This window comes from Caballeronia insecticola (assembly GCF_000402035.1).
GTDB classification, from domain to species: Bacteria; Pseudomonadota; Gammaproteobacteria; order Burkholderiales; family Burkholderiaceae; genus Caballeronia; species Caballeronia insecticola.
Genome location: NC_021287.1, coordinates 2,864,418 through 2,881,748 on the forward strand (window position 1 = coordinate 2,864,418; position 17,331 = coordinate 2,881,748).

At 62.1% G+C, this 17,331-nt stretch carries 15 protein-coding genes; 1 reads left to right on the forward strand and 14 read right to left on the reverse strand.

Annotation, left to right across the window (positions count from 1 at the left end):
* Together BRPE64_RS13315 and hemE are read right to left on the reverse strand one after the other, a co-directional pair.
* Positions 1–2,241, reverse strand: a complete 2,241-nt coding sequence (locus BRPE64_RS13315; RefSeq protein ID WP_016346644.1) for a primosomal protein N' — start codon at positions 2,239–2,241, stop codon at positions 1–3.
* A 459-nt stretch (positions 2,242–2,700) separates the two neighbouring features.
* A complete protein-coding gene (gene hemE / locus BRPE64_RS13325; RefSeq protein WP_044042196.1) occupies positions 2,701–3,786 on the reverse strand; it encodes a uroporphyrinogen decarboxylase in 1,086 nt (361 codons plus the stop codon).
* Between the two features lie 182 nt (positions 3,787–3,968).
* Between hemE and BRPE64_RS13330 the strand changes: the two genes are divergently transcribed.
* Positions 3,969–4,805, forward strand: a complete 837-nt coding sequence (locus tag BRPE64_RS13330) for a transporter substrate-binding domain-containing protein (protein WP_016346646.1) — start codon at positions 3,969–3,971, stop codon at positions 4,803–4,805.
* Positions 4,806–4,825: 20 nt separating this feature from the next.
* Here the strand turns inward: BRPE64_RS13330 and BRPE64_RS13335 are convergent, their stop codons facing one another.
* The 12 genes from BRPE64_RS13335 to BRPE64_RS13390 form a co-directional block, all read right to left on the reverse strand.
* A complete protein-coding gene (locus BRPE64_RS13335) occupies positions 4,826–5,767 on the reverse strand; it encodes an alpha/beta hydrolase (protein ID WP_016346647.1) in 942 nt (313 codons plus the stop codon).
* A 622-nt stretch (positions 5,768–6,389) separates the two neighbouring features.
* Positions 6,390–8,120 carry an AMP-binding protein gene (locus tag BRPE64_RS13340; RefSeq protein ID WP_016346649.1) on the reverse strand — a complete coding sequence of 577 codons (1,731 nt, stop codon included), beginning with the start codon at positions 8,118–8,120 and terminating at the stop codon, positions 6,390–6,392.
* Positions 8,121–8,403: 283 nt separating this feature from the next.
* Positions 8,404–8,829: a F0F1 ATP synthase subunit epsilon gene (locus BRPE64_RS13345; RefSeq protein WP_016346650.1), complete on the reverse strand. Its 426-nt coding sequence runs from the start codon at positions 8,827–8,829 to the stop codon at positions 8,404–8,406.
* Between the two features lie 79 nt (positions 8,830–8,908).
* Entirely contained in the window at positions 8,909–10,303 is a 1,395-nt protein-coding gene (gene atpD / locus BRPE64_RS13350; protein ID WP_044041763.1) for a F0F1 ATP synthase subunit beta, read from the reverse strand.
* 44 nt (positions 10,304–10,347) lie between these two features.
* The gene (gene atpG, locus BRPE64_RS13355; protein WP_044041764.1) at positions 10,348–11,232 is read right to left on the reverse strand and encodes a F0F1 ATP synthase subunit gamma; all 885 of its coding nucleotides are present in this window, start codon (positions 11,230–11,232) and stop codon (positions 10,348–10,350) included.
* Positions 11,233–11,304: 72 nt separating this feature from the next.
* Positions 11,305–12,846, reverse strand: coding sequence for a F0F1 ATP synthase subunit alpha (gene atpA / locus BRPE64_RS13360; protein WP_016346653.1), 1,542 nt, complete (start codon positions 12,844–12,846; stop codon positions 11,305–11,307).
* Positions 12,847–12,904: 58 nt separating this feature from the next.
* Complete coding sequence (locus BRPE64_RS13365; RefSeq protein ID WP_016346654.1) at positions 12,905–13,447, reverse strand: F0F1 ATP synthase subunit delta; 543 nt, start codon at positions 13,445–13,447, stop codon at positions 12,905–12,907.
* Positions 13,448–13,449: 2 nt separating this feature from the next.
* Entirely contained in the window at positions 13,450–13,920 is a 471-nt protein-coding gene (locus BRPE64_RS13370) for a F0F1 ATP synthase subunit B (protein ID WP_016346655.1), read from the reverse strand.
* A 135-nt stretch (positions 13,921–14,055) separates the two neighbouring features.
* The gene (gene atpE / locus BRPE64_RS13375) at positions 14,056–14,325 is read right to left on the reverse strand and encodes a F0F1 ATP synthase subunit C (RefSeq protein WP_007180033.1); all 270 of its coding nucleotides are present in this window, start codon (positions 14,323–14,325) and stop codon (positions 14,056–14,058) included.
* A 90-nt stretch (positions 14,326–14,415) separates the two neighbouring features.
* Positions 14,416–15,267 (reverse strand): F0F1 ATP synthase subunit A, encoded by an 852-nt coding sequence (gene atpB / locus BRPE64_RS13380; protein WP_016346656.1) that lies wholly within the window; start codon positions 15,265–15,267, stop codon positions 14,416–14,418.
* 175 nt (positions 15,268–15,442) lie between these two features.
* Positions 15,443–15,976, reverse strand: coding sequence for an ATP synthase subunit I (locus BRPE64_RS13385; protein ID WP_016346657.1), 534 nt, complete (start codon positions 15,974–15,976; stop codon positions 15,443–15,445).
* 223 nt (positions 15,977–16,199) lie between these two features.
* Positions 16,200–17,300, reverse strand: a complete 1,101-nt coding sequence (locus BRPE64_RS13390; RefSeq protein WP_408608251.1) for an SLC13 family permease — start codon at positions 17,298–17,300, stop codon at positions 16,200–16,202.
* Positions 17,301–17,331 lie beyond the last annotated feature (31 nt).

A 17,331-nucleotide genomic window follows, 5' to 3' on the forward strand; every position in this document is an offset into this window, starting at 1 on the left:
TCACACGTCCAGCGGATCGACTTCGACGTTCCAGCGCAGCACGCCTTTCAGCGAACGCAACACGGGTTGCCACGCACGCAGCGACGCCTGGAGCGCCGCCCGCGATCCGCTTTCGAGCAGCAGTTGCGCCCGGTGCACGTTGAACACTTTCACGATGGTGAGCGGCACCGCGTCGTAGACGGTCACGCGATCCGCGCCCGGTAACGGCGCGAATGCCGCCGCCGCTTCTTCCAGAAACGCCAGCGCCGCATCCAGCGTGCGGCCTTCGGCGCGCAGCATCGCCTGATAGACGAAGGGCGGAAGACGCGCGTCGCGGCGTTCAGCAAGCGTCGAGTTGGCGAATCCCACGTAATCCTGCCGCGCGAGCGCCTGATACAGCGCGTGACGCGGATAGCGCGTCTGAATCAGCACTTCGCCAGGCAAGCCCGCGCGCCCGGCGCGGCCGCTCACCTGCGTCAATTGCGCGAAGAGGCGTTCGCTCGCGCGGAAGTCGTGCGAGAACAGCGCGGTATCGGCATTGAGGACGCCGACGAGCGTCACGCGCCGGAAGTCGTGGCCTTTCGCGATCATCTGCGTGCCGACGAGGATATCGACTTCGCCCGCGTGGACATCGGAGAAAAGCGCCTGCGCGCTGCCTTTGCGGCGCGTGCTGTCGGCATCGATGCGCAGCACGCGCGCGCCCGGCACCACGCTCGCGAGCGTTTCCTCGACGCGCTGCGTGCCGCGGCCCATCGGCGCGATATCGATGTTGCCGCAGTCCGGGCACGACTTCGGAATGCGCGACTCCCAGCCGCAGTGATGGCAGCGCAGCGCGCGCTCCGGCTTATGCAGAACGGCATAGGCGCTGCAACGCGGACAGCCTGCGACCCACCCGCAGGCGTCGCAGGACAGAATCGGCGCATAGCCGCGCCGGTTCAGGAACACGAGACTCTGCTCGCCGCGCTCGACCCGCGTCTTCAACGCGGCGATCAGCGGTCCCGCCAGCCCGTCGACCGATGCGCGGCCGCGCTGCCGCTCCTCCTCCAGATCGACGAGCCGCACGCTCGGCAGCGCCGCCTCGGCAACAGCGCGGCGCGTGAGCGTCAGCCGCGTATAGCGCCCCTGTTCCGCCTGCCACCAGGTTTCGAGCGACGGCGTCGCCGACCCGAGCACGACCGGAATATCGAGCTGCTTCGCGCGATAGATGGCGAGATCGCGGGCGGAATAGCGCAAGCCTTCCTGCTGCTTGTACGCGGGATCGTGTTCTTCATCGACGACGATCATCGCGAGTTTCGGCATCGACGCGAGAATGGCGAGACGCGTGCCGAGCACGATGCGCGCGCGGCCCGTATGCGCCGCGAGCCAGTTGCGCGCGCGTTCGCCTTCGGCGAGGCCGCTGTGCATCGTGACGAGAGCGCCCTCGGCAAGCGACGCAAAGCGCGCGCGAAAGACGGCTTCGAACTGCGGCGTCAGATTGATTTCGGGCACAAGAACGAGCGCCTGCGCGTCGGGCCGCGCGCCGAGCAATCCGGCCAGCGCGTGCAGATACACCTCGGTTTTGCCGCTGCCGGTCACGCCGTGCAGCAGAAAGGGCGCGAAGCCTTGCGCGCGCGAGATTGCGTCGACGGCTTCGCGCTGCTCGTCGGTGAGTACGGGAAGCGGCACGTTCGCGGCCGGCTCGGCTGACGTCGCCGCTTCGATGGCATCCGCGCCCGCGCGTTCGATCCAGCCGCGCGCCAGCCAGTCGTCGAAGGTCGCGCTCGCCTTCGGATGCAGCGCGCGTGCGTCCGACAAACCGAGCGACGCCTGCTCGCCGAGCGCCTCGGCCAGACGGCGCAAGGCGCTCGCGCGCGCGGGCAATGCATCGGGAAGCTCGACGCGTCCCGCCGGCAACAGCCGGAAGCGCTCCTCGACCGCGAACAGACGATTCCACCGCGACGCGTCGCGCAAAGCCTGCGGCAGCGCCGGCAACGCGACTTCGCCCAGACCGCGCTGATAGTAATCGGCCGCGAAGGCAGCCAGCGCGATCCACGCTTCGGACACGGGCGCGCAGGCCGAGCAGATCGCGCTCACGTGGCGCAGTTTGGCGGCGGGGACGTCGCTCGTCGGGATGATGTCGCAAATCAGGCCGACCACTTCGCGTCGGCCGAACGGAACCAGCACGAGCGCACCGACAACGGGCGGCTGAGCGAGCGCGTAACGGTAATCGAACTGCACGGGCATCGGCTGATCGACGGCCACGCGCACAAAGCGCTCCGTCATTGTGCAAGGCCCCGTGCGTGGTGGTTTGAACCAGGCGCGGGCGTCTGCCGGGCGAAGTTAAAGTGAAACATCAGAATCGCCGCTAAACCGCAGATTAGTTTTAGATTTCCGATGCTTTCCACAGGCCTGTGGATAACTTTGTTGAGAAGTGCTGCCGGCATCGCCGTGAACAACCTCAGGAATCCCTTATGTGCGCTAGCCCACATTTCGGGCAAAGCTCTTGAATTTCGTTAAAAATCATTGGCTTATGACACATATAGAGACATCTTATTGGTTGCTGCGGCCCATACGTCTGATGGCGCGCCGCAGCGAACGAAATGTGCATAAGTTCAGTCTTGACATCGCCGGGGACCGCGTGAGGCGGGCGATCCCGGCGAAACGCCGCCGCCCATTGCTAACCAAGCCGGTGCATCGATCGTGCACCGCAACATGACATGCGCTGGCGGCGCGGCCCGACGTTCAGCGCGCGCGTATTGCGCGGCTATGGCGATGCACTTCGTCCACCAGTTCGGCAACGTGTTCCGGCGGCGTGAACTGCGAGATGCCGTGCCCCAGATTGAACACGTGACCCGGATGATTTCCGAAGCTGTCCAGGACGGCGCGCGCTTCCGTGCGAATCGCCGCGGGCGGCGCGAACAGTACGCTCGGATCGATATTTCCCTGCAGCGCCACGCGTGCGCCGACTTTCTCACGCGCGCGGCCCAGATTCACGGTCCAGTCGAGACCGACTGCATCGACGCCCGTGGCCGCGATTTCTTCGAGCCACAAACCGCCGCCCTTCGTGAACGTGATGACCGGCACGCGAACGCCGTCGTGCTCGCGCTTCAGACCCGCGACCACCTTCGCGATGTAGTCGAGCGAGAAGCGTTGATACGCGCCGTCGGCGAGCGCCCCGCCCCATGTGTCGAAGATCATCACGGCCTGCGCGCCGGCTTCGATCTGCGCGTTCAGGTAAGCGATGACAGCCTGCGCGTTGACTTCGAGAATGCGATGCATCAGGTCGGGCCGCGCGTAAGCCATCGACTTGACCGTGCGGTGATCGTCCGAGCCGCCGCCTTCGACCATGTAGCACGCGAGCGTCCACGGGCTGCCCGAGAAGCCGATCAGCGGCACCTTCTGACGGCCTTGCGCGTCGGTGAGCGCGCGGCGAATCTGGCTGACGGCATCGGTGACGTAGCGCAGCGTCGCGTCGATGTCCGGCACGGCGAGGCGCTTCACGTCGTCTTCCGTGCGCACGGTGCGCTCGAAGCGCGGACCTTCGCCCTGCACGAAATTCAGGCCGAGGCCCATGGCGTCGGGCACGGTGAGGATGTCGGAGAAGAGGATCGCGGCGTCGAGCGGAAAGCGTTCGAGCGGCTGGAGCGTCACTTCGGTCGCGTAATCCGGATTTTTCGCGAGACCGAGGAAGCTGCCCGCGCGCGCACGGGTCGCGTTGTACTCCGGCAGATAGCGGCCGGCCTGACGCATCAGCCAGATCGGCGTGTAGTCGGTCGGCTGGCGCAGGAGCGCGCGCAGGAAGGTGTCGTTCAGGAGAGTGTGGGCCACGTCGCTCGATGCTGAAGCCGAAGAATCGTTCATTCTACCGGACCGGCCGCGCGTTTTACCCGCCTGAGTCCGGCCATTCCGGGCGTGTCATGGGCCGCGGCTTATGCCGTTTGGCCGAATGTTCATGCATCCGATGCCTCGCTATCATCGACGGGCGTACACAACTAGAACCCGGAGAATCGATGAAACGCACGTCCGTCAGTCTCGCCGCTTTCGCTATGTCTTTTGCGCTCGCGGGCACCGCACAGTCTCAAACGATCCAGGCCGGCACGGTCTCGGGCGCGCAACCCGCGCCCGCAGCCGCGCCTGCCGTGGCTCCGTCGCGTCTGGACGACGTCCTCGCCCGCCACGCTTTGCGCGTCTGCACCACGGGCGACTACAAGCCGTATTCGTTTCTGCGTCCGGACGGACAGTTCGAGGGCATCGACATCGATCTCGCGGAGAGCCTCGCGAAGTCGCTCGGCGCGCGGACGGAGTATGTGAAGACGTCGTGGTCGAACCTGATGAACGATTTCGTCGCGAAGTGCGATATCGCCGTGGGCGGCGTGTCCACCACGCTCGAGCGGCAAAAACGCGCATTTTTCACGGACGCCTACATGGAAGACGGCAAAACGCCGATCGTCCGCTGCGACGATGTGGACAAGTACCAGACCGTCGCGCAGATCGATCAGCCGAGCGTGCGCACCATCGTCAATCCGGGTGGTACGAACGAGCGTTTCGCGAAGCAGTTCTTCCCGCACGCGCAGTTGGTCGAGTACCCGGACAACGTGACGATCTTCAAGCAAATCCTGGAAGGAAAGGCCGACGTCATGGTCACCGACGCCTCGGAAACCCTGCTACAGCAGAAGCTCAACCCGGGCTTGTGCTCGGTGCATCCGGACAAACCGTTCCAGTTCGGCGAAAAAGCGTATTTGCTGCCGCGCGGCGACGTCCCGTTCCAGCAGTATGTCGATCAATGGCTGCATCTCGCGCGTTCATCGGGCGAGTTTCAGGCCGTGTACGACAAGTGGCTGAAATGAGCCGGCAGCCGCGCTCGATGCTACGCGCGCAGAAGTTCGCCCGCGCGTTCGCCGATCGTGCGCAGCCAGCCGAGCGCCGCTTCGGATTGCGAATGCAGTCGGGCAAAGCCGTGCGTCATGTCGTGGGCGTCGAACATGTCGACGCGTCCGCCGTTGGCTTGCAGAAAGCGCTGAAGTTCGAAGGCGTCGTCGTAGAGCGGATCGTAGGCCGCCGCGACCACGAGCGCGCGCGCCGGCGTGCGCTCGAACGGCTCGGACAGCGGAAACGCGCGCACGTCGTGGTCATGCGGCGTCTGGCCGGAGAAGAATTGGGTCCAGTACCACTTCATTTCCTCGTTCGTGAGACCGGGGCCGTTCGCATTGGCGAGGCAACTGGGACTGTCGAACTGGCGGCGCATCACCGGGTAAAGCAGAAGTTGCAAGCCGACAAGTCCGGCGACACGCTCGTTTGCGCCTCGCGCGGCAACAACCGCCAGGTGCGCGCCGGCGCTGTCGCCGCCCACGGCCAGCCGGTCGGTCGCGAAGCCCAGCCGCGAGCGATGCTCGGCGAGCCAGATGAGCGCGTCGAGTGCGTCGTCGCATGGCGCGGGAAACGGATGCTCGGGCGCGAGTCGATAATCGACACTCGCCACGGCGCATCGCGAGTCTTGCGCGAGCCGCGCGACGAGGCCGTCGTGCGTGTCGAGATCGCCGACCACCCAGCCGCCGCCGTGAAAATAGACGATCAGCGGCAACGGCCCGCGCGCGGCTTTCGGCTTGTAAATGCGCACGGCAAGCGTACGGCCTTCGAGCCCAATCTCGATGTCTTCAGCCGTTACGGCGTCGCTGCGTGCTTGAGCGTAGGCCTTTGCGACGTCGCCGAAGCGGCGCCGGATCGTCTGCGCGTCGGCGTCCGGCGCGACGGGCGGAAAAGCCTCGGCAACGCCGTGGTAGTAGCGAAGCAAGGCTGCGTCGATGGTCATGCGGGTCTCCAGAAGCTTTTTGTGAGAGGAAAATCAGGCTTGAACGGCATTGCGCATCGTTTTCATACGTCCAACCGTTCGATTTTCCGGGAATATTAGAATAATCGCATGAGTCCGAAAATCGGATTTTAATGGTTACACCCGACCGATCGAATGAACGATTTGAATAACAGACAATATATTCGCGAGATTCAACGGTTTCGTGCGAGGAAATTCTCTCGGAGCCTTGCGTGACGGGGGTTACAACCTGAAACACTTTGTTACGGCGATCCGGAATCAATTCGCCCACAATCTGTTCAAACGGTTTCAACACGGATGTATTTGGACGTGCCGTGAAAAGGCGGCATGTTTTGAGTGGTCGGCTTTGGCCGAAGCCCAGATTGGGGCATCCTTGTTGGGGTCGTTTTTCGAGTGACAGTCATTCGAAAACATCCCACAATTGGTCTCCTCGCGCTAACCCCGTAGCGTGTGGTTTTTAGCGGGCTCCAGGCCCGCTTTTTTTTCGTCCGTTTAAACGTTTGCGCCGTTTGACAGGTTAGCGCCCGAACGTTTCATCGAAAGACAGAAGGAGCGCCACGGCGCTCCTTTCGTTTTTTCTGCCTCGAAAAAATCACCGGGCGGCTCAGGCCGTTTTCGCCTCGGCGAGCTTGAGTTCGTCGATCATCCGTGCGCGCATGACGAATTTCTGCGCCTTGCCGGTGACAGTCATCGGCAATTCGTCGACGAAACGGATATAGCGCGGAATCTTGTAATGCGCGATCTGCCCGTCGCAGAACGCGCGAATCTCGTCCTCGCTCGCCTGCTCGCCCGGCCGCACGATAATCCACGCACACACTTCCTCGCCGTACTTTTCGTCCGGCACGCCGAAAACCTGCACCGATTGCACTTTCGGATGCCGGAACAGGAATTCTTCGATCTCGCGCGGATAGATGTTCTCGCCGCCGCGAATCAGCATGTCCTTCAGGCGTCCGACGATATTGCAATAGCCTTGCGCGTCGAGCGTCGCAAGATCGCCGGTGTGCATCCATCCGTCGATGACCGCTTCGCGCGTCTTGGCCTCGTCGCCCCAGTAGCCCTTCATCACCGAATAGCCGCGCGTGCAGAGTTCGCCCGTCTCGCCGACCGGCACGATATTTCCCAGCGGATCGACGATCTTCACCTCGAGATGCGGCTGGATGCGTCCGACCGTGGTCGTGCGCTTGTCGAGCGGGTCGGTGGTCGAGCTCTGAAACGAGACCGGGCTCGTTTCCGTCATGCCATACGCGATCGTGATTTCGCCCAGATGCATGGTCGAGACGACGCGCTTCATCGTTTCGATGGGACACGGCGAGCCCGCCATGATGCCCGTGCGCAGGCGGCTGAAATCGTACTTCGCGAATTCGGGGTGATCGAGTTCGGCGATGAACATCGTCGGCACGCCGTGCAGCGCGGTGCATTTCTCCTCGTGGACGGCGGCGAGCGTCGCGCCGGGATCGAACGCCTCTCCGGGGAAGACCATCGTGCAACCGGTCGAGACGCACGCGAGCACTGCCAGCACCATCCCGAAACAGTGATACAGCGGCACCGGAATGCACAGCGAATCCTGCTCGGTGAGGCGCATCGCTATCGCGATATAGCGCGCGTTGTTGACGATGTTCCGATGCGTGAGCGTCGCGCCCTTCGGGTTTCCCGTCGTGCCGCTCGTGAACTGAATGTTGATCGGATCGTGCGACGTCAGCGGCGCTTCGATTCCGTCGAGTTTCGCGGCGTCGAGTTGCTCGCGGCCGGTGCGCATGACGTCGTCGAAATTGAGCATGCCGGGCGTCGCGCCCGCGCCCATGCGGATCACGGCGCGCAGGTCCGGCAACTTCGCCGCATGTAACGCGTTCGGCTCGGCGTCCGCGAGTTCGGGCGCCAGTGTCTGGAGCATCTCCAGATATTTGGACGTCTTGAATTGCTCCGCCGCGATGATCGCCTTGCACCCGACCTTGTTCAGCGCGTACTCAAGTTCGGCCAGCCGATAAGCCGGATTGATGTTGACGAGCACCGCGCCCATGCGCGCCGTGGCGAACTGCGTGAGCAGCCATTCGGCGCGATTCGGCGACCAGATGCCCACGCGATCACCCGCGCGCACGCCGAGCGCAAGCAGGCCGCTTGCGAGCACATCGATTTCGCGAGCGAACTCGCCCCAGGTCCAGCGGATGTTTTGCTCACGGAACACCACCGCCGGGCGATCTGCGAAGCGGCGAGCGGTGTCGAGAAGAAAGCGCGAAACGGTGGCTTCGCTCAAGGGAATATCGGTCGCGCCGCGAACGTAGGAAATGCCGTCGCGCGGTTCGATCTGCGCGCTGGCCTGCGTCGGTTCAGTTGCCATCGATGGTCTCCGCCAAGATGAGTGGCCTGCTGCGAAGGCCAATTGGAAGGTCATTGTGCATGGCGGAGCTGCTTACGGGCATTGAGTGTTTCCCCGCAATGCCCGTCTGAAGCGATTCGCGAAAACCGCGCAAAATCAACGAGCTAGCCTATTTCGACCGAGGATGCGCGCATCCGTTATGCAGATTTGCCTGCGCGGTTTGCCGATTTGGAGCATAAAAAAAGCAGCCCGAAGGCTGCTTTCTCTCACTGCTGAAACGTCGCTCCAGCGAGCGGCGACACGCTCAATGCTTCGCGTGCACCTTGCGCAGACGCTGGATTGCCGCGAGCTGCGCCGTCGCGTACGCGAGTTCGGCTTGCGCCGTCGCGTATTCGAGCTCCGACGTGTTGTTCTGCATTGCTTCCTCGGCGCGCTTCTTGGCCTGTTCGGCCTTGGCTTCGTCGAGATCGGCACCGCGAATGGCGGTGTCGGCGAGCACGGTCACGACGCCCGGCTGGATTTCGAGAATCCCGCCTGCGACGAACACGAACTCTTCCGAACCGTCTTCCGCCTCGATGCGCACCGCGCCCGGACGAATGCGCGTGATGAGCGGCGTGTGGCCCGGCAGAATGCCGAGTTCACCTGCTTCGCCCGGCAGCGCGACGAACTTCGCCTGGCCGGAGAAGATTTGCTCTTCCGCGCTGACGACGTCTACTTTGATGGTTGCCATATCGACTCGACTCCCTGGTTGAGCGTATTACGAAGGCGCGAACCGTCAGGTCCGCGCCCGCTTCGTGTACACCCGACCTTTACTGGATCTTCTTGGCCTTTTCGAAGGCTTCGTCGATCGTGCCGACCATGTAGAACGCCTGCTCCGGCAGATGATCGCACTCGCCTTCGACAATCATCTTGAAGCCGCGGATCGTTTCCTTCAGCGGCACGTACTTGCCCGGCGAACCCGTGAACACTTCAGCAACGTGGAACGGCTGCGACAGGAAACGCTGGATCTTACGCGCGCGCGCGACCGACAGCTTGTCTTCCGGCGACAGTTCGTCCATGCCCAGAATCGCGATAATGTCGCGCAGTTCCTTGTAGCGCTGCAGCGTTTGCTGCACGCCGCGCGTGATCGAGTAGTGCTCTTCGCCGATCACGTTCGGGTCGATCTGACGCGAGGTCGAATCGAGCGGGTCCACGGCCGGGTAGATACCCAGCGAAGCGATATCACGCGACAACACGACAGTTGCGTCCAAGTGGCCGAAGGTCGTAGCCGGCGACGGGTCGGTCAAGTCATCCGCAGGAACGTACACGGCCTGAACCGACGTAATCGAACCGGTCTTGGTCGACGTAATACGCTCTTGCAGCTTGCCCATTTCTTCAGCCAGCGTCGGCTGATAACCCACTGCCGAAGGCATACGGCCGAGCAGTGCGGACACTTCCGTACCCGCCAGCGTGAAACGGTAGATGTTGTCCACGAAGAACAGCACGTCCAGACCTTCGTCACGGAAGTGCTCGGCCATCGTCAGACCGGTCAGCGCCACGCGCAGACGGTTGCCCGGCGGCTCGTTCATCTGGCCGTACACCAGCGCGACCTTGTCGAGAACGTTCGAGTCCTTCATTTCATGATAGAAGTCGTTCCCTTCACGGGTACGCTCACCCACACCGGCGAACACGGAATAACCGCCGTGTTCCTTCGCGATGTTGTTGATGAGTTCCATCATGTTCACGGTCTTGCCCACACCGGCGCCACCGAACAGACCCACCTTGCCGCCCTTCGCGAACGGGCAGATCAGATCGATAACTTTGATGCCGGTTTCGAGCAGTTCCGTCGACGGCGACAGCTCGTCGAACTTCGGCGCTTGCTGGTGAATCGAACGCACGGTGGTCGAGTCGATCGGGCCGGCTTCGTCGATCGGACGGCCGAGCACGTCCATGATGCGGCCGAGCGTCGGCTTGCCGACCGGCACGCTGATGGGCTTGCCCGTGTTCTTCACGATCGTGCCGCGGCGCAGGCCGTCGGATGCACCCAGACAGATGGTGCGAACCACGCCGTCGCCCAGCTGCTGCTGGACTTCGAGCGTCAGTTCGGTGCCTTCCAGAATGAGCGCGTCGTAAATCTTCGGCATGTGCGAGCGCGGAAATTCCACGTCGATAACGGCGCCGATGCACTGTACGATCTTGCCTTCTACCAAAGCAGTAGTACTCATCGCATTTCCTTTAGATACTGTGTTCTTTCACGCGGTCATCAAGATCAGACCGCAGCGGCGCCGCCGACGATTTCCGACAATTCTTTCGTAATCGCGGCCTGGCGGCTCTTGTTGTAGACGAGCTGCAGTTCGTTGATCACGGTCTTCGCGTTGTCGGACGCGGCCTTCATCGCGACCATGCGCGCCGATTGCTCCGACGCCATGTTTTCCGCGACCGCCTGATAGACGAGCGCCTCGACGTAGCGCACGAGCAATTCGTCCACCACGGTTTGCGCGTCCGGCTCGTAGATGTAATCCCACGAGGTCTTCGGCGTTACGCCTTCTTCGTCTTTCTGATGGAGGTCGTCCACCGACAACGGCAGCAGTTGCTCGATCACCGCTTCCTGCTTCATCGTGTTGACGAAGCGCGTGTACGCCAGGTACACCGCGTTGATCTTGCCTTCCGAATACAGGTCGAGCTGCACCTTGATTGCGCCGATCAGCTTTTCCAGATGCGGCGTGTCGCCCAGTTGCGTGACTTGCGACACGACCTTGGCCTTCAGCCGGTTCAGGAAGCCGAGCCCCTTGCTGCCGATCGCCGACGCTTCGATCTTGATGCCGCTCTGATCGAGTTCCTTGATCTTGCCCAGCGACGCGCGCAGCACGTTCGTGTTCATGCCGCCGCACAGACCCTTGTCGGTCGTGACGAGGATCAGGCCGGCCGTCTTCGCGCCGTCGTTCTTCAACATGAACGGGTGACGGTACTCGGGGTTCGCAGCGCTCATGTGCGATGCGATTGCACGAACCTTGTCGGCATACGGACGGGCGGAGCGCATGCGTTCCTGGGCACGGCGCATCTTCGATGCGGCGACCATTTCCATCGCTTTGGTGATCTTGCGCGTGTTCTGCACGCTCTTGATCTTGCCGCGAATTTCCTTCATTCCAGCCATTGCTTACTCCTTGATCGAAGCCGCGCGATGCCGCTTTTCATGCAGGCACCGCGCGTCGCTCCTCAGTCCCGATCAATAAGCGCCCGACTTCTTGAAGTCCTTCAGCGCGGCATGCAGCGCGCCTTCGTCGTCCTTCGACAAGTCTTTGGTGTCTTCGATGCGCTTAATCAGATCGGCATGGCTCGTCTTCAGGTATTCGCGCAGGCCCTTTTCGAACGGCAGCACTTGCGAGACATCCAGATCGTCGAGGTAACCGTTGTTGGCCGCGAACAGCGCGACAGCCAGTTCCCACACTTGCAGCGGTTGATACTGCGGCTGCTTCAGCAGTTCCGTCACGCGGCGGCCGCGCTCCAGCTGCTTGCGGGTGGCTTCGTCGAGGTCCGATGCGAACTGCGCGAACGCAGCCAGCTCGCGATACTGCGCGAGGTCGGTACGGATACCGCCCGACAGCTTCTTCACGACCTTGGTCTGAGCCGCACCACCGACGCGCGACACCGACACGCCCGCGTTGATAGCAGGGCGGATACCGGCGTTGAACAGGTCGGTTTCCAGGAAGATCTGGCCGTCGGTAATCGAGATCACGTTCGTCGGAACGAACGCGGTCACGTCGCCGGCTTGCGTTTCGATGACCGGCAGCGCCGTCAACGAACCGCTCTTGCCCTTCACTTCGCCGTTGGTGAACTTTTCGACGTACTCTTCCGAGACGCGAGCCGCACGCTCGAGCAGACGCGAGTGCAGATAGAACACGTCACCCGGATACGCTTCACGGCCCGGCGGACGGCGCAGCAGCAGCGAAATCTGGCGATACGCCCACGCTTGCTTGGTCAAATCGTCATAGACGATCAGCGCGTCTTGTCCGCGGTCGCGGAAGTATTCGCCCATCGTGCAGCCGGCGTACGGCGCGAGGTATTGCATCGCGGCCGATTCCGAAGCCGAAGCCGCCACGACGATGGTGTAAGCCATCGCGCCGGTTTCTTCGAGCTTGCGCACCACGTTCATGATCGACGAAGCCTTCTGGCCGATCGCGACGTAGATACAGATGAGGTCCTTGCCCTTTTGGTTGATGATCGCGTCGACGGCCACCGCGGTCTTGCCGCACTGACGGTCGCCGATGATCAGCTCACGCTGGCCACGGCCGATCGGCACCATCGAGTCGATGGACTTCAGACCCGTTTGCACCGGCTGCGACACCGACTTACGCCAGATCACGCCCGGGGCGATCTTTTCGATAGCGTCCGTTGCTTTCGCGTTGATCGGGCCCTTGCCGTCGATCGGGTTGCCGAGCGCATCGACCACGCGGCCGATCAGTTCCGGACCGACCGGCACTTCGAGAATGCGGCCCGTCGTCTTGACGATGTCGCCTTCCGAGATGTGCTCGTACTGGCCGAGAATAACGGCGCCGACGGAGTCGCGTTCGAGGTTCAGCGCGAGGCCGAACGTGTTGCCCGGGAATTCGAGCATTTCGCCCTGCATCACGTCCGACAGGCCGTGGATACGCACGATACCGTCGGTCACGGAGATCACGGTGCCCTGGTTGCGAACGTCCGCGCTCGCTTCAAGGCCCTGGATCCTGCTCTTGATCAGCTCGCTGATCTCAGAGGGATTGAGTTGCATTATTCGCTCCTGATAGTCAATTCTGTTGCGTGCCAGCTAAGGCGCTTCTGTCGAAGCGTCAGGCGGTCAGAGCCGTCTGCATGCTGGCGAGGCGCGCGCGGACCGAGGTATCGAGCACTTCGTCGCCAACCGTCACGCGAACGCCGCCGATCAGCGACTGATCGACTGCGACGGTCGGCTTCAGCTTGCGCTGGAACTTGCGTTCGAGGCTTGCAACGAGGTCGTTCAACTGTTCGCCTTCGAGGGGGAACGCGCTCACGATATGCGCGTCGGCCGCACCTTCGCGGGCGTTCTTCAGCTCGTCGAACTGGACGGCGATTTCCGGCAGCAGCGACAGGCGATGGTTCTCGACCAGCATGCCGACGAAGTTCTTCGCCTGCGCGTTGCTCTGCGCGAGCGGCGACTTCACTGCGGCAAGCAGGAGATCGACGATTTGCTGGCGGTTCACCTTCGGGCTCGACGCGACCGATTCCACTTCGGGCAGACGCGCAACCTGTGCCAGCTCCTCGACCAAAGTGGACCAGCCCGCGAGATCGCCGGTCTCGGCCACGCGGAACAGCGCTTCTGCGTAAGGACGAGCGATGGTTGCAAGTTCGGCCATGATCAGAGCTCGGTTTTGAGTTGATTCAGCAGATCGGCGTGAGCCTTCTGATCGACTTCGCGCTTCAGAATTTGCTCGGCGCCCTTGACTGCCAGCGCAGCGACTTCGGCGCGCAGCGATTCGCGTGCCTTCACGACTTGCTGGTCGGCGTCAGCCTTGGCTTGCGCGACGATGCGAGCGGCTTCCGCCTGAGCGTTGGCCTTGATTTCTTCGGCGACTGCAGCGGCGCGCTTTTCAGCGTCGGCGATGCGTTGCTGGCCGTCGGTACGTGCCTGGGCGAGTTCCTGGTCGACGCGCTTGTGCGCAGCTTCGAGTTCCGCTTTGCCCTTGTCGGCGGCGGCGAGGCCGTCGGCAATCTTTTTCGAGCGCTCGTCGAGGGCGTTGATCAACGGCGGCCACACGAACTTCATCGTGAACCACGCGAGGATCAGAAACACGACCATTTGCGCAAACAGGGTTGCGTTGAGATTCACGGTGTTTCCTTAAACGTTGCTTGATCGGAGGGGAAACGGTTAAAAGGCGCTCATCGGCTTGTTGAGCTCGATCAGCGCCTCACCCGTTCCGTCTAGCGTCCTGTCAAGAGATCAGACGCACACTTCCGAGGAACCTCAGCCTGCGAGCTTCGAGAGCAGCGGGTTCGCAAACGCAAACAGCATTGCCACACCAACGCCAATCAGGAACGCCGCGTCGATCAGACCAGCCAGCAGGAACATCTTGGTCTGCAGCGGGTTCATCAGTTCCGGCTGGCGGGCGCACGCTTCAATGTACTTGCCGCCCATCAGACCGATACCGATACAGGCGCCGATTGCACCCAGGCCGATGATGATGCCGATACCGATGGCGGTCAGACCCTGGATGTTGGCGATGAAAGCTTGCATGATCACTCCTTTGATTAAAGACTTTGGAACTGGATTTATAAAAAACGAAAACTCAAAACCTGAACGATTCTGGACCTGCGGCCCGATCTCTTAGTGAGAATCGTGCGCCTGACCGATGTACACCAGCGTCAGCATCATGAAGATGAACGCTTGCAGCAGAACGATCAGAATGTGGAAGATCGCCCAGACCGTACCCGCGACCACGTGGCCGATAAAGCCAAGTACAGAGGCGTCCGCGCCGAAGTGCCACATGCTGCCGAGCAGCGCGATCAGCAAGAACAGCAGTTCGCCCGCGTACATGTTGCCGAACAGCCGCATGCCGAGCGAAACCGTCTTGGCGACGAACTCGATGATGTTCAGCGCGAGATTCGGAATCCACAAGAGCGGATGCGCGCCGAACGGAGCGGACAGCAGTTCGTGCACGAAGCCGCCGACGCCCTTGATCTTGAAGTTGTAATAGATCATCAGCACGAACACGCCGAGCGCGATGCCGATGGTGCCGTTCAGATCGGCCGTCGGCACGATGCGATGATGTGGCAGCGCCTCCGACAGACCCAGCCAGCCGATGATGCGGCCCGGCAGATCGACGGGGATGAAGTCGAGCGAGTTCATCAGGGCGACCCAGACGAAGACGGTCAGCGCGAGCGGTGCGATGAAACGGCGGCTGCCGTGGATCATCGACTTCGACTGGTCCTCGACCATTTCGACCAGCATTTCGATGGCGCACTGGAAACGGCCGGGAACACCGGACGTTGCTTTGCGCGCGGCAATGCCAAGAATGAGGATGGTGAGAAGACCGCACACGATCGACCAGAACAGCGTGTCGAGATTCCAGACGTGGATATCGAAGATCGACGTCTGTGTGTGCGTGGAAAGATTCTGCAAGTGGTGCGCAATGTACTCGGACGGATCCAGAGCGTGCGTTCCTTCGCTAGCTGCCATATCGTTAAAGCCACCCAAATTGTCAAAAATCTTTCGTTGCTGCCGCTTCCGAGCCGTCGCTTCGCGTTACGACTCCGGGCGGCGAGCCCGTGCGCGGAACGTGGTCCGCGCCTGATCATCTGTGATGCTACTTACATCTCGTGCCGCCGGCACTTACCTGGCACGTCATGAATTGTCACCGCAACGCCATTGCCACCCAGTACGTCTTCAGCGCGACGATGTAAGTCACGAGCAGCGGCAACCACAACGCGCTCTTGTACCAGAACGCGACCGCTACGAACATCGCAATCGTTGCTCCCATCTTGAGCGCTTCGCCGATCATCCAGCTCATGATCGTCTCGGCGCCGCTCTTCGCTTTCAGGCGCGCGGCGAACAGGGCGCTCGGCAGCCAGCAAATCGCGCCACCCAGAAAGGCGGACAGCGCAGCATGACCCGGCGGCTTGTAGAACAGCCACCACAAGAGCGTCGCACCCAGGGACAAAACCATTTGCGCCGCCACGACCTTAAACGGCGTGACACGCGATGGACGACTCACTTCAGGGCCAAACAGCTTCTGTGCCTGATCCCGCGTGAGCGGAACGATATTGTTATCTTGCGCTTCGGCGTCCCACGAATCGCTCGACGAACTGCGCGGCTGATTTCCGGAGGCGTTCGCTTCGCCGGTTGCGTGAGCGTCCGGCGCTCGATTTTCCTCTCGCACCGTCTTCAAACCTTCAACCAAAAGTCCGGGGAAATCACCTTGCGCTTTCGTCGCGCTTTCGAGGTGGCCTAGCTGATAAATCCGGGGGATTGTAAGCGATTGTTGTCGCGGATTCAATAGTTTAGGTGTGTCAAAAGCCAAGCAGACAAACCTTAAAAAACGGTCTCAAAAGCGAGACTTTTCTTGCAATTGCAAGGAGATTCTCAATCGATCTCGAACCGTTCGGTGAGCGTCAAACGAGCGCCCAACCAATGACCATTGCCACGATCCAGAATGGTATCGACACCATGTGGAACGGCATCCACATGCCCTTTTCACCCGAGAGTCTTACGGCGATGAGATTGGCCAGCGAGCCGATCGCCACACCGAAACCGCCCACGCTCACGCCGAAAGCGAGCGCGCGCCAGTCTTTCGAGAACTCCGCGAGCACGATCGCCGCCGGCACGTTGCTGATCGCCTGCGACAGCACGGCGCCCGTGACGTACGCGCGCACCGGCGTGCCGACACCCAAATGCGCGATGGCTTCGTGTATCGATGGCAGGGATGCGGCGCTGCGCAGCACGATGAACATCATCACGAAGATGAGCAGCAGCAAATAGTCGATCTCGAACACAACCTGGCGGCGCCACAGCAGGAAGGCCGCGGCAAGCACGACAAGCGCCGGGCCTGCATGATGCGCGTCCGCGGATGCGACGAACGCAGCGAAGGCCAGCACGCTGACGCCGCACAGCACGCGATCGACGCGATGCTCTTCGACATCGCCGGAGAGATCGAGCGGTTCCGCGCGAAACATCGCGAACGTCACGGCGCCGAGCAGCGCCATCAGCGCAGCGCAAAGCGGCAGCAGCGCCCACACGAAGCCGCCGAACGAGACCCCGCTCGTCTGCCAGAGGAACAGGTTCTGCGGATTGCCGAGCGGCGTGAGAATCGACCCCGCGTTGACCGCCAACGCGATCACGATGACCAGCCGCTTGATCGGCAGCGGCGCGAGCCTGTGCAAGGACAGCGTGAGCGGCACCACGGCAAAGAGCGCGACATCGTTCGTCAGCACGGTCGAAAGGGCCGCAGCAAGCGCGACGAGCAGCAATGCCAGCGTGCGCTCACCGTGAATGTGATGCACCAACCGGTGCGCCGCCCACATCAGGAATCCTGACAATTCGATGGCTTTGGTCAGGATGAGGAGTCCCGCGAGCGTCAGAACCGTCTGCCAGTCGACGAGACCGGGCAGCGACATCAACGGACGCGGATGCGCAATCTGCAACACGACGAGCGCGAACGCGAGGATCGCGAGAACCGGCTCTTTCGAGACGGTTCTCCAGATGCGTGCGAGCAGATCCTGTCGAGGGCGCTTGGCGTCGAGTTCG